The sequence below is a fragment of the Citrifermentans bremense R1 genome (assembly GCF_000426865.1).
In the GTDB taxonomy this organism is placed as follows: Bacteria; Desulfobacterota; Desulfuromonadia; order Geobacterales; family Geobacteraceae; genus Geomonas; species Geomonas bremensis.
The window spans coordinates 22,911-45,560 of the sequence record NZ_AUGE01000017.1; the positions used below are offsets into that span (position 1 = coordinate 22,911).

At 61.6% G+C, this 22,650-nt stretch carries 14 protein-coding genes; 3 read left to right on the forward strand and 11 right to left on the reverse strand.

The window, feature by feature from the left end; translation table 11 throughout:
- Positions 1-4: 4 nt before the first annotated feature.
- The 6 genes from K419_RS0111650 to K419_RS0111675 all read right to left on the reverse strand — a co-directional run bounded on the left by K419_RS0111650 (position 5) and on the right by K419_RS0111675 (position 5,466).
- A complete protein-coding gene (locus K419_RS0111650) occupies positions 5-922 on the reverse strand; it encodes an AEC family transporter (RefSeq protein ID WP_026841748.1) in 918 nt (305 codons plus the stop codon).
- Between the two features lie 90 nt (positions 923-1,012).
- Positions 1,013-1,894, reverse strand: coding sequence for a LysR family transcriptional regulator (locus tag K419_RS0111655; protein WP_026841749.1), 882 nt, complete (start codon positions 1,892-1,894; stop codon positions 1,013-1,015).
- Between the two features lie 19 nt (positions 1,895-1,913).
- On the reverse strand, positions 1,914-2,723 hold the full coding sequence (locus K419_RS0111660) for an arylamine N-acetyltransferase family protein (protein ID WP_026841750.1): 810 nt from the start codon (positions 2,721-2,723) through the stop codon (positions 1,914-1,916).
- A 280-nt stretch (positions 2,724-3,003) separates the two neighbouring features.
- Positions 3,004-3,171: a hypothetical protein gene (locus K419_RS23545; RefSeq protein WP_156912205.1), complete on the reverse strand. Its 168-nt coding sequence runs from the start codon at positions 3,169-3,171 to the stop codon at positions 3,004-3,006.
- 109 nt (positions 3,172-3,280) lie between these two features.
- Positions 3,281-3,790 carry an OmpA family protein gene (locus K419_RS0111670; RefSeq protein ID WP_026841751.1) on the reverse strand — a complete coding sequence of 170 codons (510 nt, stop codon included), beginning with the start codon at positions 3,788-3,790 and terminating at the stop codon, positions 3,281-3,283.
- Between the two features lie 191 nt (positions 3,791-3,981).
- The gene (locus K419_RS0111675; protein ID WP_026841752.1) at positions 3,982-5,466 is read right to left on the reverse strand and encodes a sigma 54-interacting transcriptional regulator; all 1,485 of its coding nucleotides are present in this window, start codon (positions 5,464-5,466) and stop codon (positions 3,982-3,984) included.
- A gap of 176 nt (positions 5,467-5,642) precedes the next feature.
- Between K419_RS0111675 and K419_RS0111680 the strand changes: the two genes are divergently transcribed.
- A complete protein-coding gene (locus K419_RS0111680; RefSeq protein ID WP_026841753.1) occupies positions 5,643-6,647 on the forward strand; it encodes an amidohydrolase family protein in 1,005 nt (334 codons plus the stop codon).
- 118 nt (positions 6,648-6,765) lie between these two features.
- Positions 6,766-10,152 (forward strand): acyl-[ACP]--phospholipid O-acyltransferase, encoded by a 3,387-nt coding sequence (locus K419_RS0111685; RefSeq protein ID WP_026841754.1) that lies wholly within the window; start codon positions 6,766-6,768, stop codon positions 10,150-10,152.
- 97 nt (positions 10,153-10,249) lie between these two features.
- Here K419_RS0111685 and K419_RS0111690 read toward each other — a convergent pair whose 3' ends face one another.
- The 5 genes from K419_RS0111690 to K419_RS0111710 all read right to left on the reverse strand — a co-directional run bounded on the left by K419_RS0111690 (position 10,250) and on the right by K419_RS0111710 (position 20,034).
- The gene (locus K419_RS0111690) at positions 10,250-10,885 is read right to left on the reverse strand and encodes a flavodoxin family protein (RefSeq protein WP_012528739.1); all 636 of its coding nucleotides are present in this window, start codon (positions 10,883-10,885) and stop codon (positions 10,250-10,252) included.
- 160 nt (positions 10,886-11,045) lie between these two features.
- Positions 11,046-12,257 carry a Tll0287-like domain-containing protein gene (locus tag K419_RS0111695; RefSeq protein ID WP_026841755.1) on the reverse strand — a complete coding sequence of 404 codons (1,212 nt, stop codon included), beginning with the start codon at positions 12,255-12,257 and terminating at the stop codon, positions 11,046-11,048.
- Between the two features lie 26 nt (positions 12,258-12,283).
- On the reverse strand, positions 12,284-16,423 hold the full coding sequence (locus K419_RS0111700; RefSeq protein WP_026841756.1) for a FecR family protein: 4,140 nt from the start codon (positions 16,421-16,423) through the stop codon (positions 12,284-12,286).
- Between the two features lie 11 nt (positions 16,424-16,434).
- The gene (locus K419_RS0111705) at positions 16,435-17,946 is read right to left on the reverse strand and encodes a tetratricopeptide repeat protein (protein WP_026841757.1); all 1,512 of its coding nucleotides are present in this window, start codon (positions 17,944-17,946) and stop codon (positions 16,435-16,437) included.
- Between the two features lie 165 nt (positions 17,947-18,111).
- Positions 18,112-20,034 carry a CHASE2 domain-containing protein gene (locus tag K419_RS0111710; RefSeq protein WP_226377689.1) on the reverse strand — a complete coding sequence of 641 codons (1,923 nt, stop codon included), beginning with the start codon at positions 20,032-20,034 and terminating at the stop codon, positions 18,112-18,114.
- A gap of 301 nt (positions 20,035-20,335) precedes the next feature.
- Between K419_RS0111710 and K419_RS0111715 the strand changes: the two genes are divergently transcribed.
- Positions 20,336-22,639 (forward strand): GspE/PulE family protein, encoded by a 2,304-nt coding sequence (locus K419_RS0111715; protein WP_026841759.1) that lies wholly within the window; start codon positions 20,336-20,338, stop codon positions 22,637-22,639.
- Positions 22,640-22,650: the final 11 nt, after the last annotated feature.

A 22,650-nucleotide genomic window follows, 5' to 3' on the forward strand; every position in this document is an offset into this window, starting at 1 on the left:
GCAGTCAGCGTAACAGCCAGAGCGTGAGCGGAAGGGTGAAAAAGGAGAGGCAGGTCTGAACGGTGATTATCACGGCCATGCTGTCATGGTCTCCCCCCATCTGCCTGGAAAGGATGTAGGCCGATGGTGCGGTAGGCACACTGAAAAGAAGTACTGCGACTCCGGCGGCAACTCCGGACAAACCGGTAGCCGCCGCTAACCACCAGGCGATGACGGGTTTGCAGAGGAACTGAATCCCGCAACTTGTCAAAAGGGGCTGCCAATGCAGGGCTAGGTTACCCGGCTGGTATGCGGCCCCGACCGCCAAGAGCCCGACGGGAAAGGCTGCCTTGCCGATAAGGACCAGCGAACCGTCCATCGCCGCCGGCAGTTTCACCCCCGAGGCGTTCAGCCCGATGCCCAAGGTACATCCCCAGATCAGCGGGTTCCGCACCAGGTCGCGTGCTAACCGCTTGAGGTCGAAAACGCCGTGGCCGACTGCCACGGAGAAGGCGGAGACGCACAGAACGTTGATGATCAGTATCATGAACCCCGCCCCCAGAGAGGCAAGAAACAGCCCCTCCTTCCCGAACAGGTTTTCTGCAAGAGCCAGCGCTACGAAGGTGTTGAAGCGCACCCCGCCCTGGAACAGCGAGGTGAAGGCAGCCCCCCCCATATGCCGGCGCGTGAGCCAACCAAGCATCACGAACAACACACTGGCGAGAATCGCGCCGCCGACCGTAAGAAGTATATTCAACCAGGGAGAGGAGCCGATCTCTTTGCCGGCGAGGCTATGAATCAACATTGCCGGCATCAGGAGATAGTAGGTGAGTTTTTCTGCGGAAGGCCAGAAAGAGGAGGGAATGAACTCAGTGCGCCTGATGAGAAAACCTAAGAGTATCAGCGCTAGAACAGGCGTCAGTGCATTTATGATAACGGTCATACTCGTACCTCTTCATGTTGGACTGTGGAAAGAGGGTAGCATGACGTTGTCTTGAGAAAAAGTTGATAGTTCTTATGCGAGCCTTGAGTTTTACTTGAAGTTTACTTGCTGCGACAACTCGTCCAGAACCGCCCGGGTCAAGGGCTGGCGCGGATGTTGCCGCTTCTGGTACATGCCCACGCGCCGGCTTAACTGCGGGGTGCCGAAAGGGGTGAGGGTGAAATGGTTGGCGACCTGCTCCAGGCGCGATTTGCTAAGCGGCACCACTGCTATCCCCAGCCCTTCTTCCACCAACGCTAGGGCCATTTCCAGCGAATCGAATTCCATAACCTCGCGCGGACGGATGCCTTGCAGCATCAACTCATGATCTACCATGGCGCCCGCCCAGGCCATCTTGTCGAAACGCACGAAAGGAAAGCGCTCGAACAGCAGCGTGACGTCGTTGATGCGGGCCTCCTTGGGGGCAACCACGAAGAAGGGTTCTTCATCATAGGGAATCCATTCGTATTGCGGCGGCACGGCGTAGGGGGGCTCTGTCGTCAAGGCGGCGTCAAGGTCGCCCTCCTCGACTTTGCGGACCAATTCGATGGAGAGGCCGGAAACGAGTTTGACTTGCATGTCCTGGTAGCAAGTTCGAAGCCGCCCGAGTGCGGGGGGAAGCGAGCCCGTGATCACGGTAGGGACCGCCCCCAGCGTCAGCAGCCCCTGCACGCCGCCAAGCGGGGATAGGCGGGCTTTCATTTCATCGTAGATAAGCAGGACCTCTGAAGCCCGTTCGACAACGTAACGGCCGTTCATGTTGAGCTTGGGACTGCGGCCGGTCCTCTCGAAAAGCTGCACGCCGAATTCGTCCTCTAACTTCTTTACCTGCAGGCTTATAGCCGACTGGGTTAGCCCCAATTGGTCGGCGGCGGCTGCAAAGGTGCCTTTGCCGGCAATGGCGGTGAGGATGCGAAGGCTGCGTAGAGACACGATTCTCTCCTTTACGGGCTCAATCTCTCGCTTCAACGAAGAGGTGGGAAAGCCGGCTCTTCAAAGCGGCGAGATCGAGTTCGCGCAGGCCGAATTCCTGGCCCAGGACCTGAACCACTTCATCGAACGTGGTTAATTCCCGTTCGGTCTCTCTGCCTGCGGCTACCGTGCGAAAGAGTCGATCGCGCAGGGTTACCCGCCCGCTATCGGTCACCAGAGCGGCAACCAGACCTTGGGTGAAATACGAGTTGGGGTGGGTCGATGTGTAATGATTGGCTGGGATGTAGTCCTGGGAACGCACCGGGCAAGGGAGCAGGCTGTACATATTTTTCCATTCTGCATGGACAAGCCGGGACAGCATGGTTTCCCCGTTGTCGGTCGCATCCAATCGGAAACGGTCAGGACCTTGTATGGCGACCGCTCCGGTGACCCACGGCAACGGCTCTCTCAACGTCCCTCCCCCGAAGCCGACATCGCAAAGGTAGGGCCGATCTTCCACGAACACCCGCAGCGTCATATGCGTCAGCAAAGGCGCCGGTGCGCCGCTGGCCCATACCCGCCCGATCAGGCGCTCGATCCTGTATCCAAAGTCTTCAAGCAGATGGGCGAGGAGGCCGTTCAACTCGAAGCAGTAGCCGCCTCTCCCCTGCTCAACCACCTTGGCAAAGATATCGCCGGGTTCGAGGCTGATGCTCTTTCCTTCCATAACCGCCACGTTTTCGAAAGGGACCGTTTTGGTCATCGCAGCATGCAGCGCCTGAAGGCGCTTCATGGGGGAGTCCGGGAGGGATTGAAGGCCAATTCTTTGGAGGAAATGATCAATATCCATGTGCGTCTGCTTTCCTTATTTCAAGCTTTGTATGTCTCCAGGTGTCGATTCAGTCTTGCTCGTATGGTTGGTCGGCGTTGGCGAAAGGAGATACTTTTCACCGCCGATTTCGATGCCCGGCCAGGAACAACCCGTGGCTGCCAACATTACCGATATCAATACAAATCTTTCAGGGAAATTGAAAGACATATTGTTGTCTCCTTGTGGGCATCAGCGCCTGGACGCAGCGATGTGAATGCCGAAGTCGGCTAAGGTTTCCTAGACGATCCACCGCTATGGTTCACTGAGGGGGAATATGGAACTCGATGCGGTCCTGCGGGTCGCTGCCGGGCTCACAGACACGGAAGGAGCGGCGGGGTTTGCGGTTGCGCAGGTATTTGCGGAACTTCCATTCGCGGTACATCTCAAAGCAGACAAAGAGGAGAACGGCGGCAATCGCATAGATCATGGGAACTCCCACCCACCTTCGGGCACCCTCTCCCAGAGGGAGACGGGACTGGGAAAAGATCGGCAAGTGGGATTGAAAAGGGGAGCCTTGCGGCTCCCCTTTTGATTGACTACATCTTGGTGACGGTGAAATCCACGCGGCGGTTCTTGGCCTGGCCGGCTTTGGTCTTGTTGTCGGCGATGGGCTTGCTGTCGCCGAACCCTTTGGCGGAGAGACGCTTGGCATCGACGGCTTTCTTGTCCACCAGGTACTTCACTACGGCATCGGCGCGATCCTGGGAAAGCTTCTGGTTGGCCTCGGGCTTGCCGACGTTGTCGGTGTGGCCGTCAACCTGTACGTGGAAGCCGGGGTAGTCGGTCATGATTGCCGCGATGGCGGTCATGGTCTTGTCGCAGGAAGGATCGATCTCGGCTTTGCCGGTCTTGAACTTGATCGGGCCCTTTTCGTTCTGCACCTTCTTGAGCTTCTTGGTCACGGCACTGAGTGCGCCTTCCTTAGCGCTGGCAGCAACGCCCTTCCCTGCTTCTTTTCCCAGGCCCTTGAGAGCGTCAAGCCCTGCATAGGCAACACCGGAAACCATCAGCGACAGTACAGCAGCAATAGCAACTTTTTTAAACATACACCCTCCTTTGTTGTTAGCCGGCTTTAGGCTTGCCAAAGCCCACCAAATATTATCCGGCATCTCCGCTGAGTCAATGATGCGAGAAAGAAAGATGCGTCGGATAGCAAGACGGCAACTGCTTAAACAAATCAAATAAAGGCATGTTATTGCCTATGCTGCGCTCTTTGTCAATGGGATTCAGTCTTGATTCACATCCCGTTTCTCCCCATCTCCACGTACTTCTTGACGGTGCGCCGGTCCAGGCGGGTCCTGCGGGCTACCTCTTCATAGGTGCCGAAGCCGGCATAAAGGGACAAGCAGTAGGCGGAGAGCAATTCCTCGGCGTTCATTGAACCTTCGGCTATCTCCTGTGAAAGCCGGCCTGCGGCATCCTGCTTCGGGACCTCTCTTTTCATTCCTTGATAGTGTCCGGTGAGGATGATCCTCTTTATTGCCTGTTCCAGCTCCCGCACGTTGCCGGGCCACGCGTAATGAGGCCCCAGGTCGCGCTTCAGAATTTTTTTCACCTGATGCTTTTCCCGCCCCGGCATCTCCCCGGCAAGACGCGAAAGAAGAACGCCCAGCAGGTTATCCAGTTCCTGCGGGTCCTCTTTCAGCCTCACTCTGAGCGGCGGCAGGGTGATGACGTCGGAACAGAGGCGATAGTAGAGGTCGTCGCGGAACTTTCCGCTTTCGAGCATCTCGTCCAGCGAACGGTTGGTCGCGGCAACGATGCGCCCGCTGAAGCGCCTGGCCTCGTGGCTCCCCACAGGGAAGAAGATCCGCTCCTGCAGCACCTGCAGCAGTTTTATCTGCACCGGGACACTCACGTCGCCTATCTCGTCCAGGAAGATGACGCCATGCGGGGCGCAGCGGCTGAAGAGCCCTTCGTGGTTGTCGACGGCGCCGGTGAAGGAGCCCTTCTTGTGCCCGAAGAGTTCGGATTCCAGCACACCTTCGGAGTACTGCGACAGGTTTATGGAGACGAAGTTGCGGGTAAAGCTCTCGGTGAAAGCGTTTCTGGCGACGTCGAAGGGAATGAACCCGGAGCGCCCGATGGCGGCGGCCGCGGCCCCCTTGCCGGTGCCGGTTTCCCCTAAAAGCAGTATGGAGAATTCCTCCATCTTGTCCCAGAGGCCCGCCTCGAACCACCTTATGTCGTGGGTGAAGACGCAGTCCCAGAGATGCCGGCGCAAGGTCTTCATCGAGGGGGAAGTGCCCACCAGCCCGTTCTTGATGAAGTAAAAGGCGCGGCGCAACTGGTAGAATACGGCGAAGACGCGCACCGCATCCTGGTCGCCTATGCCGAAAGCGGTCAGTTCCCCAAGGACGTGCCGGGCGAAGGGGACGCGGCACTGCTTGTCCCCCTCCTTCAGTTGGGTCTTTATCAGCTCGTCGAAATGTTCCAGGTAGCGGTGGAAGACGTGGAAGAGGCAAACCCTGCGCATGACCTCGCGCCGTTGTCCGTCCAGGTTGCGCAGGTCGGCTACTCCCCTGTCGCGCAGGCTCTGCAATTGGGCCTCGATACGTGTCACTACCGCATGCAGGATCTCGTCGGCCGACGAATCAGGTGCGGCTCCGCTTATGGCGAGATCGAGATCATCCCTTGTTTCGCCAAATGGATTGGCAAATGCGGCGCGCGCCACTGTCTCTAAAAAGGTCCACTCTTTGTCTGTAGCTTTTGAGGATTTCATGCAGTGAATGTACTGGCTATGTACATTGAATGTCAATGAGGTTTTGGGAGCGGCTAAGTAGACTATGACACTCATTGCTGTAAAACAGGGAGTTACACTGTCAGAGTAATAAAAGCATCTATTGGCATAGTCCCTGTAATAGTGAGTGCAGATAACGAGATGGAAAGGCGGCCAAAATGCCGAACGACACGAGAAAGAACATCATCGACATCCACTGCCACACGGCGGGGATCGGGGCGGGAGAGAGCGGCTGCTTCGTGTCGCCTGCCTTGATGGGAAGTTGGAAGTACCGGTTCTACCTCCGCGCTTTCGGCGTTACGGAGCAGGAGCTGAAGCGGGAGGGGGACGGCTTGGTGATGCGCCGGACTTCGGAGCGCCTGGCGCAATCGGAGCGGGTGGCATCCGCGGTCATCCTCGCCATGGACGGCGTGGTGGACGCAAGCGGGAACCTCGACAGGTCGCGCACGGAGATGTTCATCCCCAACGAGTTCGTGGCGAAGGAAACGGCCAAGTACCCGAACCTCCTCTTCGGCGCCAGCATCAACCCGCTGCGCGTCGACGCCATCGAGCGGCTGGAACAGGCCGCCCTATCCGGTGCGGTGCTGCTGAAATGGCTCCCCGCCATCCAGCACATCGACCCGGCGGACGAAAGGCTGATCCCGTTCTACCTGAAGCTGAAGCAACTGGGACTGCCGCTTCTCACCCACACCGGGAAAGAAAGCTCTTTCACCAGCGCGAAGGAACAGCTGGGGGACCCGGAGCGCCTGAGGCTGCCGCTCACTCTCGGCGTCAGGGTGATCGCCGCACATACCGCCAGCAGCGGGAAAAGCCACGGGGAGGCCAACCATGAGCGCTTCCTGCGCCTGTGCCGGCAATTCCCCAACCTCTACGCGGATATCTCGGCCCTTACCCAGATAAACCGCCTGGGCCATCTGCAGCGGATCCTCAAGCAGACCGAGCTGCACGGCCGCCTCTTGTACGGAACGGACATGCCGCTTTTGAGGACGCCGCTCGTCACCCCTTTCGCTTACCCCCACGTGCTGCCGTTTCGGCGCATGGTGGAGATTGCCAGCATTGACAACGTGTGGGACCGGGACGTGGCACTGAAAGAAGCGCTGGGGGTGCCGGATTTGGTCTTCAACAACGTGCAGTGGATGAACAGCAAAGATGACCCGCGATGATAGCCGGCAAAGTTAACGCGGGAGTCCGTTCCCTCACCCCGACACTCCCAGAGGGAGAGGGAGAATGGACGGCAGCCGGTAGAAAACCCTGCTTTGCAGCAACCCAACGAGGTATGACATGACAGCGAACTCACGCTCCAACCCGCTTGCCTGGCTCAACGCGACCCAGTTCCTCGGGGCCTTGAACGACAACATACTGAAGCTTTTGATCATCTTCTTCCTGATCGGCACGCGGGACGCGGCCGAAGCCGGTGCGATAACGGCAGGAGTGGGCGCGGCTTTCGTGCTCCCTTTCCTGATCCTGTCGGCCCCGGCCGGTAGCCTCGCCGACAAACTGGCGAAGTCGAGGCTCATCTTCGGGGTGAAACTGTTCGAGGCGGCGGCGACGCTTCTGGCAGTCATCGCCTTCGCCCTGCGCCTTGAGCCTCTCCTCTACCTGGTTGTCTTCCTGATGGGTTGCCACAGCGCGCTCTTCGCTCCGGCCAAGTACGGGATCATTCCGGAACTGGTCCCCAAGGAAGGGCTCTCCCGCGCCAACGGGCTGATCGAATCTTTCACCTTCCTGGCCATCATCGTCGGCACAGCGCTCGCCTCGGCACTCACCCAGGCGGCAGGTGGGCGCTTTTGGCTGGCGGCCTGCGCCTGCCTCGCGGTGGCACTCACCGGGGTTGGCTCTGCAAGGTTGATGGGACATACGGTCCACTGCGACGCTTCCCGCCCGGTTGCCCTCCTCCCCACCCGCATACTTAAGACGGTGAACGAAATGCGCCGCGACCGCCACCTCATGCTGGCGGTCATCGGGCTCGCCTGGTTCATGTTCATCGGGGCCTTCGCCCAGCTGAACCTGATCGGCTACGGGATGGAAGAGCTCGGGCTCAGCGAGGCGCAGAGCGGCTACCTCTTCCTTGCCGCGGCCTTCGGCATCGGCTTGGGCTCGCTTCTCGCCGCGAAGCTCTCGGGAAGGGACGTCGAGTTCGGCATCGTGCCGCTGGGGGCTACCGGCCTCACCCTGGCGCCGGTGCTGCTGCACGCCGTCCCGGGCAACCTCGCCGCGAGCCTCGTCATCATCGTCGGTTTCGGCGTTTCGGCGGGGGTATTCAGCCTGCCGTTGCAGACCTTCATCCAGCTTCGTGCCGACGATTCCAATCGGGGGGAGGTGCTCGCCGCCTCCAGCTTCATCAATTGGGTGGGGATACTGGCAGCCTCCGGGCTCACCTGGCTTTTCAGCAGCCCGCTGGGTATGAGCGCGGCGCAAGGGTTCAGCATCGTCGGCGCCATGACCCTGCTCCTCACCGCCCTTTCCTTCCGGGCGCTCCCGGACTTCCTGCTGCGCTTCATAGCACTTGTGACCATGCGCATCTTTTACCGGATCAGGATCATCGGCAGAGAGAACCTCCCGGTGGAAGGGCCGGCGCTCCTCATCCCCAACCACGTGACCTGGGCGGACGCCCTCCTCCTGACGGCCACCAACCAGCGCCGCATCCGCTTCGTCATGGAGCGGAGCATCTACAACACGCCGGTCTTGAACGCCCTGTTCCGGCTCATGGGGGTGATCCCGGTCTCCTCCACGGACGGCAAGAGGGAGATGCTGCAATTCATCAAAAGCGCCCGCGCGGCACTCGACGAAGGGTACATGGTCTGCATCTTCGCCGAGGGCGCGCTCACCCGCAACGGGATGCTGGGCGAGTTCCGCGGCGGCTTCGAGCGCATCGTGAAAGACAGCGGCCACCCTATCGTCCCAGTCTACATCGGCGGCGCCTGGGGGAGCATCCTCTCCTACGCGCACGGCCGGCTTCTCTCCCGTCTGCCGGCGCTTGCCCCCTACCCGGTCACCATCCTCTTCGGGACCCCGATGCCGGCCAAAAGCCGCGCGATCGAGGTGCGCCAAAAGGTGGCGGAACTCTCCTGCGACTACTTCGAATCGAAGAAGGAGCAGCGCCGCCCGTTGCCGGAGTACTTCATCCGCACCGCGCGGCAACAGTGGAACCGCAACGCCGTCGCGGACAGCTCAGGCAAGAACCTTAGCTATGGCCGGACACTCGCAGGGGCTGTTGCGCTGGCGGGGAAAGTGGAGCGGGAGTTGGACACCGCGGAGCATGTAGGTATTCTGCTCCCCCCTTCGGCGGGTGGGGCGCTGGCAAACCTGGCAGTCTCCCTATTGGGGAGGGTCCCGGTGAACCTCAACTACACCGCGACGGAATCATCCTTTCGTTCCGCGATAGAGCAGTGCGGCATCAGCACGGTGATAACCTCGCGCGCGTTCCTGGAGAAGCTCCCCGCGCTGCCACGGCTTTCCGGAATGATTTACCTGGAGGACCTTGCCCCCGCCATCTCCGGTTGGGACAAGCTGACGGCCGTCCTGAAGGCGCGTCTCTTCCCCGTCCGCTTCATCTGCCGCAGCGGCGAATTCCATCCGGACCGGGCCGCGACCGTCATCTTCTCGTCCGGCAGCACCGGCGAACCGAAGGGGGTGATGCTCAGCCACCACAACATCATGTCCAACATCGAGGCGCTGCGCATGGTGTTCCGGGTCGACCTGAACGACAACGTCTGCTCCGCCCTCCCCTTCTTCCATTCTTTGGGATTCACCGGGACGCTCTGGTTCCCGCTGGTCTCGGGCTTTTCCGCCGCCTATCACCCCAACCCCATGGAAGGGGAGAAGATCGCCGCGGTCGCGCGCGAGCACAAATCAACGCTGCTCCTCGCCACGCCCACTTTCCTGCTCGCCTATCTGCGTCGCGCGAAAGTCGAGGATTTCGCCACCCTGAGGCTGGTGATTACCGGGGCCGAGAAGCTGAAGGTTAAGGTCGCCGATGCCTTCGAGGAGAAGTTCGGCGTGCCCCCCATGGAGGGATACGGGGCAACCGAGCTTTCGCCGGTTATCACCCTGAGCCTGCCTGACGTGGAGATCGACGGGGTCAGGCAGCATGGCTCGAAAGAGGGGAGCGTGGGGCATCCGATTCCGGGCGTCGCCATCAAGGTGGTGGATCCGGAGAGCGGGGCCGTATTGGAGCCGGGAGCGCCGGGGATGATCCTGGTCAAGGGGCCGAACGTGATGTCGGGGTATCTCGGGCGCGCCGACAAGAGCGCGGAGGTGCTGCGGGACGGCTGGTACCTGACCGGCGACATCGGCGTGATGGACGAGGACGGTTTCATCAGGATCACGGACCGTATGTCCCGGTTCAGCAAGATCGGCGGTGAGATGGTGCCGCACGGGGCAATCGAGGACGAACTGCACACGTGCCTGGGGCAAAGCGGCGTGGTGGCGGTGACCGCCGTCCCGGACGAGAAGAAGGGGGAAAAGCTGGTGGTGGTTTATACCAGAGGGGCCACCGACGCCGGGACGCTGCAGCGGATTCTTTCGGAGAGCGAGCTGCCGAACCTGTGGAAGCCGGCGCGGGATTGTTACCTGGAAGTGGAAAGCCTCCCGATGCTGGGGACGGGGAAGCTGGATCTGAAAGGGCTGAAGGAGCTGGCTGAACAACAAGGCATCGCACACGGATGACGCGGATGACGCGGATAACGGCGGATTAATCTCGGCTTTATCCGCGGTTTATCGGATTTTATCCGCGTCATCCGCGTGCGATGCCCTTGGGTCGGTTTTACCGGATGAAGTGGGTGTAGACCTTATCCTCTTTCTCCGGTGCCGGGACGGCTTCTTTGCCGTGCTGCACCAGTTTCATCATCCACGCCATGTTCTTGCCCAAGACGCGCATGATCTGCATCCCTTCTCCGTCCTGGAGCACTTCGCCGGGAGCCCTGCCGTGGATCACGTTCCAATAGTTGGAGGTCGCCACCAGCATCTCGGAGTAGTTGATGAAGTGGTTCAACTGGTCGGTGGTGGTCACCCCGCCTGAACGACGCACCGCCACGACGGAGGCGGCTACTTTGTGCCGGAACAGGCCGCCGTTGACACCGCCGACGAAGAAGGCGCGGTCGAGAAACGACTTCAGGGTCCCGCCGATCCCGGCGTAGTGCACCGGAGAACCGAGGATGATGGCGTCTGCGCTCTTCATCTTCTGCACCCACTCGTTCACTTCGTCGTCCTTCAGCGCGCACTGCTCGTTCTGGTGCTTCGCGCACTGCATGCAGGCGATGCAGCCGCGGATGGTCTTGTTGCCGACATGGACGATCTCGGTCTCTATCCCTTCCTTTTCCAGCTCGGCGGCGACGAGCTTGATGGCGTGATAGGTGTTTCCTTCCCGGTTAGGGCTTCCGTTGAATGCCACCATCTTCATATTGTGTTCCTCCATTCGGGTTGTATTCCCGGCTTTTTTTTGTATTGAGATGGGCTTTATACGACCATTCGTATCACATGGTCAATAGGAACTTATTGGGACGCTGCCGGCAAGCGAAAAGGGGGACAGGTAACTTTTTTACAAAAAGTAGCCTGTCCCCTTACCGTTTCTTGAACCCCTCCTTGACCTCTTTGAAGCAGGACGGGCAGATGCCGTGGCTGAAGTGCGCATCGGAATGCTCGATTATGTAGTGCTCCAACTGCTGCCAGCTCTCCTCGTCGGTGCGTATCTTCTTGCAGTAGGAGCAGATGGGGAGAATCCCTTCCAGGGTCCGCACCTTGGCGAGGGCCTCTTGAAGCTGCGCCACCTTGGCCGCCAGTTCGAGCTGTATCTGCTCGCGTACCCGTACGTCTTCCTCCAGCGCCTTGTTGGCCGACTCCAGCTCCGCAGTCCTTTCCCGCACCTGCTCCACCAGCCTGTCCTTCTCCCTGCGCAGATGACGGGAGAGGTCGTTGAAGGTTGCCGTGAGCTCTTTCAGTTCCTCCGCCCTCGACAACTGGGGGATATCCTGCCCCAGCTTGCTTTCGTCGCGCAGTATGGCGTCGGTCCGGTCTCGCAGGTCAGTGAGCGGGTTCAGCAGCATGCGGTTCATGGCCAGGAACTGCGCCGCAGACGACACCCCGAGGATGGCTAAGAGCAGCAGGCAGAGTTCGAAGGAGAGCTTGTTGGCGTTGGCGTACGCCTCCTGCAGCGGGATGCGTATCGATATGGCGGAGACCAGTTCGCCGTCCTGACGGCTGAAGCTGCGCTCGGGGCCGTACCTCGCCACCATGTCGGCAGGCGCCGCGGCCGCGGTGCTGTGGCAGAGCAGGCAGCTCTTTTCCATGCTCTCGCCGCGACGCATCACCACGAAGAAGGGCTTCCCGTCGATTTGCCGGACAAAGGACTTCACGGAAAGGCCAGCGTCTTTCCTGATCTCCTCCAGGAAAGCCCGTTCCACCGGATCTGCTTCGTTGCGGGGGCTGCGGGCATTGATCGCACACTCCTTGTAATAGATGTCGCTCTTGGAGAAGGCCTTGTTGTAAAGGTCGATCTCGCGCACCGCGTAGGTGGAAGACATCCACACCGGGTCGAAGTATTCCTTGGGGCGATATTTGTCGGTCAGGTGAAAAAGCTGCGGTTTCAGCTGATTGGAAAAATAGCTGTGGATGGCGAGGTTACGGTCCAGGATCAGCCTCGCCTTTTCCTGGGCCTCCACCAGCGCCTGGGCACGCTGCTGATAGTTGACCGTGAGGATTATGGCCGCGGAGACCATGAGAAACAGGGACACATGCAGCGAAACGAACATTCTGCGAGTCGTGGTCCTGAGCATAGTTGATGCCTCCGCAGCCTTCCCTTTTACTTGACTACACCCGCTGCAGTACCCGTGAAGGTGGACGTGCCGGCGTCGCTGCGGCCGGCGGCGACCCCGGTGAACTGCACGTTGCCGTGCGGGCCGACCGCTCCGCTGTTGCCGTTGCACTGGAGGCTCCCGGACCACTTGCTGTTGGTCGCATCCCACTGCTTGACGGTGAAGGTGGGGGAGAATCCGGAGGCGTTGACGCCGGAGCCGGCCACCTGGGTCAGCGTCGCCGCGGAGCCAGGGGTGGGGACGCTCACGTAGCTCCCCGAAATGCTGTCGGTGGCGAAGAGCTGGGGACGGCCGGTGGCGACCGGCGCGAAGAAACGGACGTTCTGGAGCGCGACGCTGTACTCGCTGTTGCCGCCGGAGAAATCCGCCTTCCCTACTTCCACCGCAGGTATCTTCAGCTTGTTCAACGCGCCTGGGTCGCTGGCGACCATGGACAGGAACTTGCTGGTCTCAAGCCACATCCCCGAGGTCATGGACTGCAGCGTCACCGGGTTGAAGGTCCCCACCGTCTCCCCGATGAAGATCCCGGTCTTCGGCGTCGCCGTGGGGCTCACGTTCACCATCTCGTACCATGCAGCCCGAACCCCTGCAGCCATCTGCCCGGCGCCCGGGTTCCACATCTGCCCCACCATGGTCCCCACCATGGTCAGGTTGGGATCGGGAAGGACGAAGTCGATGCTCCACGGTGTGTTGGCAGGCGGCCCCGCGCTGTAGGGGGCGTAAAAGCCGAACTGCCCGATGCCCCATTGCGGAGAGTTCGCCAGGAAGCTGCGGGTAAAGGTGTCGGCGCTCCCCCCGCCTAGCGTCACCCCGTTGCCGGTAAAGGAGCTGCCGGCGCCAAAGTTGGTCGTAGCCGTAATGATGCTGCCGGCGCTGTTGAGTGTGGCCGCGGTCACGGCAGGGGCCGCTTCGAGCTCTACCGGGAACATATCGCCATCGTTTTGCCAGATCTTGCTGAAGGGGTCGAGGAAACCGGAGAATTTCCCCTGCAGCACGCCGGCTCTGCCGGCCGGATCGATGTAGAGGGCGCTGGCTACGCCGATGATGCCGGGGTTGCCGGGACTCCCCCCCGCGGTGCTGACCCCGCCCACCATGTGCCCGTGGTAGGCGCCGCCGTCGGCGGTCAGGGCCTGTCCGGAGGGAACGTCGAAGGAGCTGATGGGCGCAGTGAAGATGTAGTCGGTATTGGTGAGTGCCTGGCTCGGGGTGAGGAAGCCGATCCCCTTGAAGTCCGCGGTGAGAAGCGGCGTGGAGCCCCACAGGGACATGCCGCCCATGACGCCGTTTACGGTGCCGTAGGAGGTAAGCGCCCCGCCGGAGTAGCGCTTGAGGTCGCCGACGATCTTGTTGAAGAAGGTGACCGGGTGCGCAATGCCTGCGGCGCTCCCGCTGAAGGTCGTGCCGCTGACGGTGCCTACGGCTATGCCGTCGAATTCGCTTCTGAACGAGGTGCCGGTCTCACCGATCGCGTTGACGTTGCCAAGCCAGGTATTGCCGGCGGTGCTGACACCGGCAACCCAGAGGTTCCCCATGACATTGCTGACGCTGGGAGAGGCTGCGTCCATGAGGGAGAAATTCTGGTTCTGCAGCGACCCGCTGAAGCTGCCGCTGACGTTCTGCGCCACCCAGAGGGATATCGGGCTGGCAGTCCTGTTGTAGAACTTGAGGATGCCGAAGCTGACGCTCCCCGTGGCGTTGCTCCCGGACAAGGTGAAGCTGTCGGCCCCAGCCAGGGACGGAAAGCCGAGACCGGCGGCCAGTGTCGGGTTGGCGAGGAAGCGGTTCACGTCGATGTAGACGCCGGTGGTGACGGCGCCGAAGGTCGTGGCATTGGCGCCTGAGTTCACGCTCCCCGTGAGCGTGCCGGTGAGGAGCCTGAGGCTCCCGGCAGCAAGGTCGCCCCATACGCCGTCGGCCTTGCCGGTGAGGGCCCCTTGTTGCCAGTTGCCTAGGGAGACCACCTTGACGGCGTTCTCAAGGTTGAAGATGCCGGCGGCGTCCACCGTGCCCCACTCCCCGTTGCTGGTCAGCACCAGCTGGCTGCCGCTCCCCGCGTAGGAACCGAAGGATTCCCTGGTCCAGATGCCGAAGCTCGGGTCAGCCGCCAGGTGGGCGATCTGCAGCACGTCGCCGCGGTCGGCAACGGTTCCGCTGTAGTTGAGGGCGGCATCGAAGAGGAAGCCTTCAGCCTGGTTTTTCCCGCCCATGTTGCCCGTCAGCACCGGACCGGTGAGCTCGACCATGGTCGTTCCCGTCTTGGAGTTCCACCAGTCGGCGGTGAAAGACGTGGGGACTAGGCTGCTCGTCGGGGTCATCTCGGTCAGGGTCAACGATCCGGTGCCGCTGACCTTGCCGGTCGCCGTGCCACCCGCAGCGCCCCCCTGCATCAGGCCGATCTTTCCAGTCGGGTCGACGTAGATCCCGCTCAGGCTGGTGTCGATGGTTGTGCCGGTTGCTGCGTTATCGATGGACCTCCCTCCGAAGTAGCCGAAGAAAGCGCCGCCGTCGGTCGTGGTTTGGGTGGCCGTGCTGTCGGAGAAGAAGCGGCCGAACCAGTAGTGATCAGGCTGCTGCAGAGGGAGCGTCGGATAGCTGCCGGTGAGGCTTATGGCAGCGTTCTTGGTGGCCCAGGGCGAGGTCGTGCCCGAGATCACCGGGGCGAAGCTTGGGTCGCTGACGATGGTGAGCAGGTTGGAGGCAGGATCTATTACCGAGAGCCGGGACATAAGCCCGCCGGCGAGCGTGCCGCTGAAAACCGGCGGTGTGCCGCCGGTTGTGCCGCCTGTGGTTCCGCCGGTGGTGCCGCCAGTAGTGCCGCCGGTAGTGCCGCCGGTCGTTCCCGTTCCATCAGCCGAGATAGTAGAGCCGCTTGTCGCAGCCTGGATGAACTGCTCATTTGCCTGGGTGCTGGCAGTTGTCACCGGCACCACGACGTTCGTAGTAGAGGTGGTGGTCGTCGTTGTAACCTGTGTGACAGGTGCCGGCGCCGGCGATGCGCTCAGCGCGGTGGTCGCCAAGGAAGGATCGATGAAGCTCGAACTGAATCCGGTGCCGGCGGCGGTGCTGGTCGACGTCGTAGTGGTCCCGAGGCTGGCGGTGGAGCTCGAAGTGGTGGTGCTGCCGGCAGTAGTCGAAGTAGTGGCGCTTTCTCCGCCTGTGGCCGTGGTCGAGCTGCCCGAAGTCGCGGTGGAGCCGCTTGCCGTAGAGTCGCCGCTGGTGGCCGTGGTGCCGGTATCGGAACCTGACCTAGTGCCGGAAGCGCCTTGAGAGCCGGACGATCCCGCATCGCCGTTTCCGGCGGGGGCGGGTGCCGCGCCCTGCGGCTCGCCGCCTTGCTTCCCGGTCGGGTTGACGTCGCTTTGGTGGCTGTTCATCTCCTTGTCGGAAACCGGCCGCGGCGGCGTCGGCGCGCTGCGCTTGGTGACGGTGGTGGCGGTGCCGGCCACGAGGGTGACTCCCTTGGAGGGCTGGGAGAGGCTCGCGGTGTGCACCACCCCCTGCAGAACCGCCACCCCGGTCACGTTGGCCTGGTGATAGACGTAAAAGGAGGTGCCGCGCACACCGGCTATGGCATTCGGGGTCCGGATCTCGAAGGTGCGCGCCGCGCCGCCGGCCGCCGCGGGAACGACCGTCGCCTGCACCTTGCCGCGGGGAAGGGCGAGCTTGCGGTTGGAGGCCGAATATTCGCCGACGTCGATGCGGCTTCTCTGGGCGATCTTGACGACGCTCCCGTCGTTGAAGGTGAGTTCGGCCCGGGCATTGCTCTTGGTGCGGACGAAGTCACCTTTCTGCACCGCCCCCCCAACCTTGGCGGCTACCGCCGGGAGCTGGCCGCCCGGCATGATGTCCACCGCACCTTCCACCACGGTGAGTTTTCCCACCACCTCGGCCAGTGCGGCGCCCGGGACCCCCAGGAACAGCAACGGAAGCAGCAGCGAGATCAGGACCAGCCTGCGCTGCACAGGGAAGCGAAGCTTCCAGTTGCTCTCGCGCTCGGAAGCTGGAGCCTGGGAACAAGGGAAGGTGTTGTTGCGCTCCCAAGCCCCGATTTCGGGATGGGAAGAATCGTTGTTACGTTCCGAAGCCGGGGCCTGGGGACGTGAAAAGTTGTTTCTGGCACTGATCATGGCTCTGTCTCCTAAAAACTGAACTCAATTCCCGTGCTGAAGGTGTTGCGGCTGTAGTCGTACACCTTGATGTTTGATTCCGCCTTGGTGTGCGAGTACTGGGCCAAGAGCGCTAGGTTCCTGTTCAGGTTCCAGCTGAGGCCGGCGGTTCCGAACCAGGTGGTATCCCGGCGCTGGACATCGAAGACGGTATTGGTCTTGAAGTAGTCCTGGGTGGCGACCTCGCCGGAGAGGTTCAACTTCAGCGCCGCGGCGAGCGGGATCACCCCATTTGCCGAATAGCGGTGCCCCCGGTTCTTCCAGTTCACCCCCCTGGCGTCGTCGTAGCTGAAGTCGTAGCGCAGGGCGGCCATCCCGCCCAGCTCCCCGTAGCTGAAGATGTATCCGGCGGAGGCGCCCCCTATGTTCGCGTCGCGGTCCTCGTCCTGCACCAGCGGGTCCTGCAGCATGTCGCGGCGGGTGAAGCTCGCGCCTGCCTGCAGAATATGCTGGGGCGCTGCCTGCCAGGACCAAGTGGGACGGACGGTGGCCAGGGACTGATACGCCTTCTCCTTCAGGAGCACGTGACTGAGGCTGATGGGGACCGAGAAGATCGAATTGCCGAAGGAGTGGCCCAGGTTGACGGTGAGCGAGTTGATGACGGTGCTGGGATTTTCTTCAGCCGTGTCGGTATCGCCGTACTTGGTGCTCTGCACCAGGTATTGGGCGCTCAAGGTGTAGTCGTTTTCCAGAAGCGGCGTGTAGTCGAGGCGGAAGTTACCCATGAAGGCGTGGTCGCGCTGACCGGTCGGGTTGCCGATCTGCGCCCTAGCCCCAGGGTTCGACGGGCTGGAGATGGCGTTGTCGTCGTAGAGGTAGTTGAGCCCCAGGGTCAGGTGCAGCGGCTGGTAGCTATCCAGGATGCGGGTAAAGGACTGCTCGTATTCCTTGGCGTACCCCGCTATCTCCGAATTGGGGTCGGCGGCGACCACCGCCCTCAGGGCGTCCCGGGCCCGGGTCAGCTTGCGCGAACCCGCCATGACCATGGCGATCTGGAGTTGCGCCGACTGGGTGAGGGACGGGTCGAGCCGCTTCGCCTTTTCGAACGCGGCGACCGCTTCCTCGCGTTGGCCCAGCCCCGAGAGGATGATCCCCTTAAAGAAGGCGCTCCGCGCCGGGTTCACCCCCTCGCTCTCCGAGCGGTTCGCCCACTGGAGCGCCTTCTCGTCATCCCCCTGCACATGCCAGGCGTCGGCCAGCTCCAGGTAGGAATCGAGCACCGGGGGCTTGAGCGTCGCCGCATCGGTCAGATCCTTGATGGCGCCGGGTATGTCCCCCCCCTGCTTGCGCGCCATGCCCAGGTAGAAAGCGGCAAGCGACGATTTAGGCTCTTCGGCGCGCGCCTTCTGCAAGAGGGCCAGCGCCTCCTCGAAGTTCTCCACGCGGTACTGGATGATCCCCTCATCGAGGGTTGATGCCTGCGCCGGCGCTGCGCAGGTGAATGCGGCTATGAGCGCCGCGGCGGCCAGGGATGTTTTGGTCACGTTTATTCCCTCCTAAAATCAAACCGTTGGTAAGGAGCACATCTGAGGAAATCTGAGAATATAAATCTGAGAGAACCGAAACGGAAGGTTAAGACAGTTCTCCGTCAAGGCAGTTCTCAGAAGTCCTCAGATTTTCTCCTTGCTAATGGTTTTGGGGTTGGGCTTTTATTTTTCCGTCAGCCTCACAGGTTCCATCGCCTTGCACTCGACGATGACGGCGGGAACGGTTCCATTGGTAACGGCCGTGTACAGCGTCACCGGCTGCTCTTTCCCCTTGACGATCACCCGGCTGATGCCGCTCAACTCGATGCCGGAGAGCGTCCCAGCCTCGATGGCGCCTCTGAGCTTCTCCACCGTCTTCCCGGTGATGAGGATCCCCGCGTCGAACCTGCGGGTCAGCGACTCGACCCGGCTCGCCAGGTTCACCTCGTCGCCGATGACGGTGTAGTCCATCTTCTTCCCCTCGGCGCCGATGTTCCCGACGATGACCTCGCCGGTGTTGATGCCGATGCCGCAGGAAAGCTTCGGTTTCCCCTCCCGGTCCCACTTCCCGTGCAGCTCCGCGAGCCGCGCCTGCAACTCCAGCGCGCAGCGCACCGCTCGCTCGGCGTGGTCGGCGCAGGGAAGCGGGGCGTTCCAAAAGACCATGATGGCGTCGCCGATGAACTTATCGAGGGTCCCCCCCCACTTGAGGATGACGTCGGTCATCTCCCCCAGGTACTCGTTCAACAGGGCGACCACTTCCTCCGGCGCGTGCTGCTCGGAAAAGGTGGTGAACCCCCTCACGTCGGAGAAGAGGATGCTTATCTCGCGCTTCTCGCCGCCGAGCCTCGCCAGCGCCGGGTTGTCGATCAGCTCGTTGACGATGGTCGTGGTGACGTAGCTTGAGAACATGGCGCGTATCCTGCGGGCGCGGCGCTCCTCGACCGTGTAGTTCCAGGCGGTCACCGACATGAAGAGGCAAAGGACGTTCCCCATCGGGCAGGCGAGGTTCACCCACACCCCGAAGCGGCTGAATAGGACGATCCCGGCGGCCGCGATGGCCGCACCGCCCGCCGCTACCGCCACCGCCCCCCACAAAAGGCGCAGGCGGCTCAAGAGCAGCGCCATGACCGACCCCGTCAGGAGCAGGAAGAGAAGGTCCTCCCCCTTTGTCGCTTTCACCAGGAACCGGTTCTCCAGGATGGAAGCGGCGATGGTCGCCTGTTTCTCCACCCCGGGCATAACCGCCGTGAATGGGGTCACCCTTAGATCCAGCATGCCGACGGCGGAGGCGCCGATGAAGACGATCCGGTTGCCGAACTCTTTCGCGCCCACTTTGCCGTCGACGATGTCGGCGATGGAAATGTGGCGCAGCGTCCGCCCCGGCCCGTAGTAGTTGATCGGCATGCGCCCCCAGCGGTCGGTGGGGATCACCGTGTTGCCGACCGCGATGGAGCTGGCGGCGTGCACCTGCAGCTTCTCGGCGGAGACCCCCTTGAAGAAGGCGGCGCTCTTGAGCCCCAGGGACGGGTAGAGGAGGCCGTCGTAGGCGACCACAAGGGCCTCCCAGCGCAGCGTCCCGTCGAAGTAATCGGGCAGCATGCTGATGTGCGCCAGCGACATGGCGCTATCCCGAAGCGGCTTCACCGGCAGGATCGGTACCCCGCCCGAGGTTATGGGGGGGAAGTTCCGGTACAGCTCGGGTTGGAAGATTGACGTAAGCGCCGACGGCTCCAGGTCCGGGTTGGCGCGCCCCTTGGAGGCGGTCTCGAAGTCGAAGACGATGGGAAGAACGACGTTGCCGGCGTCGGCTATGGCACGGGAGAGGATCCGGTCGTCCTCGTCGCTTTCGGGAAAGATCACGTCGAAGGCGATCACCGCCGCCTCGGCCCGCGCCAGCTTGTCCACCAGCCCAGCCATCACCTCGCGGCTCCAGGGCCAGCGCCCCAGCCTCGCCAGGCTTTTCTCGTCGATGACCGCTATCACCACCTGATCCGGCGCCTTCACCGGGCCGCGCAGATGGAAACGGAGGTCGTAGAGCTTCGCCTCGGTGATCTCCAGCGGGAGCGGATTCTCAACCAGCAGCAGGCAGAAGAGCGCGGTCACGGCGCAGCCGATAAGGAAGCGGATTGTGGCTGAGCTGAGATGACGACGCGATGGGGCAGCGAACGTTGAACGTTGAACGTTGAACGGGTTTCTCATAAGGGGTGCGCCCCGGGAAGGTGTCGCCTCTTCTCTGCGAGCAATTCCTTCAGTTCATAATCTATCTGCCGATGAGCTATACCTGTAACGTTTCGGAATTCTCCTTTTAAAACTTTAAGGGCAGCAGTGAAAAATGTAATTAATATACGCCAATCCGAACGAGAAGCCTCACTGAGAGAGTGCCGCTCCTAAAGAGGAACCATCTATGCCAGATGCAGATCAGCTCAAAGAGCAACTCGAGCACCGAAAAAGGTTCATGGAGAAGATCAATGAGATTCACTCCTCCGGCAACCTGAACACCATACTGATACAGCTGAAGGACAGCATCGCAGATCTGTTCAAGGCGGAGCGGCTGACTATTTATGTGATCGACCAGAAGCAGAAGATGCTCATGTCGAAGGTGAAATCGGGGGAGGAGATCCAGCAGATCACCGTCCCCATCGGCAACAACAGCCTCGCCGGTTTCTGCGCGCTCTCCGGAACGCTCCTGAACATCAGGGACGCCTACGACTCCCACGAGCTGAAGATGATCAGCTCGGGACTGAGCTTCGACGTCACCTGGGACAAGAAGAGCGGCTTTCGCACCAGGCAGGTGCTCTGCGTCCCGATGAAGTTCAACAACCAGATGATCGGCGTGATGCAGCTCATCAACAAAAAGGCGGGCGACGCCTTCGACGATACGGACCTAAACTACGCCACCGAACTCGCCACCTCCCTTTCCATAGCGATCCACAACATCTTCCGGCTGGCCGCCTCGGCCAAGCTGATCCGGAACAAGTCGCGCTACAACTACCTTTTGGACAAGAACCTCTTGGAGGAGGCAGACATCCAGAAGGCGACGGCGCACCCGGACATTGCCGCCATAGGCCTCGACCACGTGCTGATGCGGGACTACAACATCCCGCGCGAGGAGATGATCAAGTGCCTGAGCCTCAACTTCGGCACCGAGTTCGTCTCCTTCGATCCGGACCTGCCGCGGCTGGACGACGTGCTCAAAAAGACCAAGCCCGACCGCCTCAGGAAGGAGCGCTGGGTCCCGGTGAAGATCGATCACAGCGTGCTGCAGGTGGCGATGGAGGACCCGACCGACTTGGCCAAGCAGGACCTGATCAAGTTCGTTTTCCAGGAGTACAAGAGGATCAGCTTCGTCGGGGCCTTCAGGGAGGACATTGGGAAGTTCATCGACCACTACTACCATCTCGCTGCAGGGAGCTCCGAGGGGCCGACCGCCAGCATCTCCGACCTGTTGAGCAAGCTGGACAACGATGAGGACCCGGCCATCGAGCAGGAGGTGCAGAAGGTCTCGGAGCAGGACAGCGTCATCGTCCAGCTGGTGAACAAGATCATCTGCGAAGCCCACGAGAAAAACGCCTCCGACATCCACATCGAGCCGGCACCGGGGCGCGAGGACGTGACGGTGCGACTGAGGGTAGACGGCAGGTGCGCGGTGTACCAGCGCATCCCCTACAAGTACAAGCACGCCCTGACCTCCAGGATCAAGATCATGGCGGGGCTCGACATCGCGGAGCGCAGAAAGCCGCAGGACGGCAAGATCGACTTCAAGAAGTTCGGCCCGAAAGACATCGAGCTCAGGGTGGCGACCCTCCCCAGCGCCGGGCAGCTGGAAGACGTGGTGCTCCGGGTCCTCGCCTCGGGCGAGCCGATCCCCTTCGACAACCTGGGACTCACCGAGCGCAACCGGCAGCTGTTCACCGACTGCATCAAGAAGCCGTACGGGCTGATCCTGGTGGTGGGACCTACCGGCAGCGGCAAGACCACGACGCTGCACTCCGCGGTCTCGGTGATCAACACGCCGCAGACCAAGATCTGGACCGCCGAGGACCCGATCGAGATCACCCAGAAGGGGCTCAGGCAGGTCCAGGTGAACGCCAAGATCGGCTTCACCTTCGCCACCGCCCTGCGCGCCTTTCTGCGCGCCGACCCGGACGTCATCATGGTGGGGGAGATGCGCGACGAGGAGACCGCCTCGATAGGGGTGGAATCCTCCCTGACCGGCCACCTGGTCTTCTCGACCCTCCATACCAACTCGGCGCCGGAGACGGTGACGAGGCTCCTCGACATGGGGCTCGACCCGTTCAGCTTCTCCGACGGGCTTCTTTGCATACTGGCGCAGCGGCTGGCCCGCAGGCTCTGCAGCGCCTGCAAGGAAAGCTACCGCCCGACGGAAGGGGAGCTGAAAGAGATCATTACCGAGTACGGCGAGGCGGAGTTCGGGGCGCTCAAGATGGATCCGGACGCCATCACGCTTTCCAAGGCCAAAGGGTGCGCCAAGTGCAACGGCTCCGGGTACAAGGGGAGGCTCGGCCTCCACGAGATCCTCGATTGCGGGGACCAGATGAAGGCGCTGATCAAGACCAAGGCCGAGGTGGCGGAGTTGAGGAAGCAGGCGATCGCCGACGGCATGACCACGCTCAAACAGGACGGCATATTGAAATGCTTCCAGGGACTCACCGACATCCACGAGGTGCGGCGCGTCTGCATCAAATAAGTCAGATACTG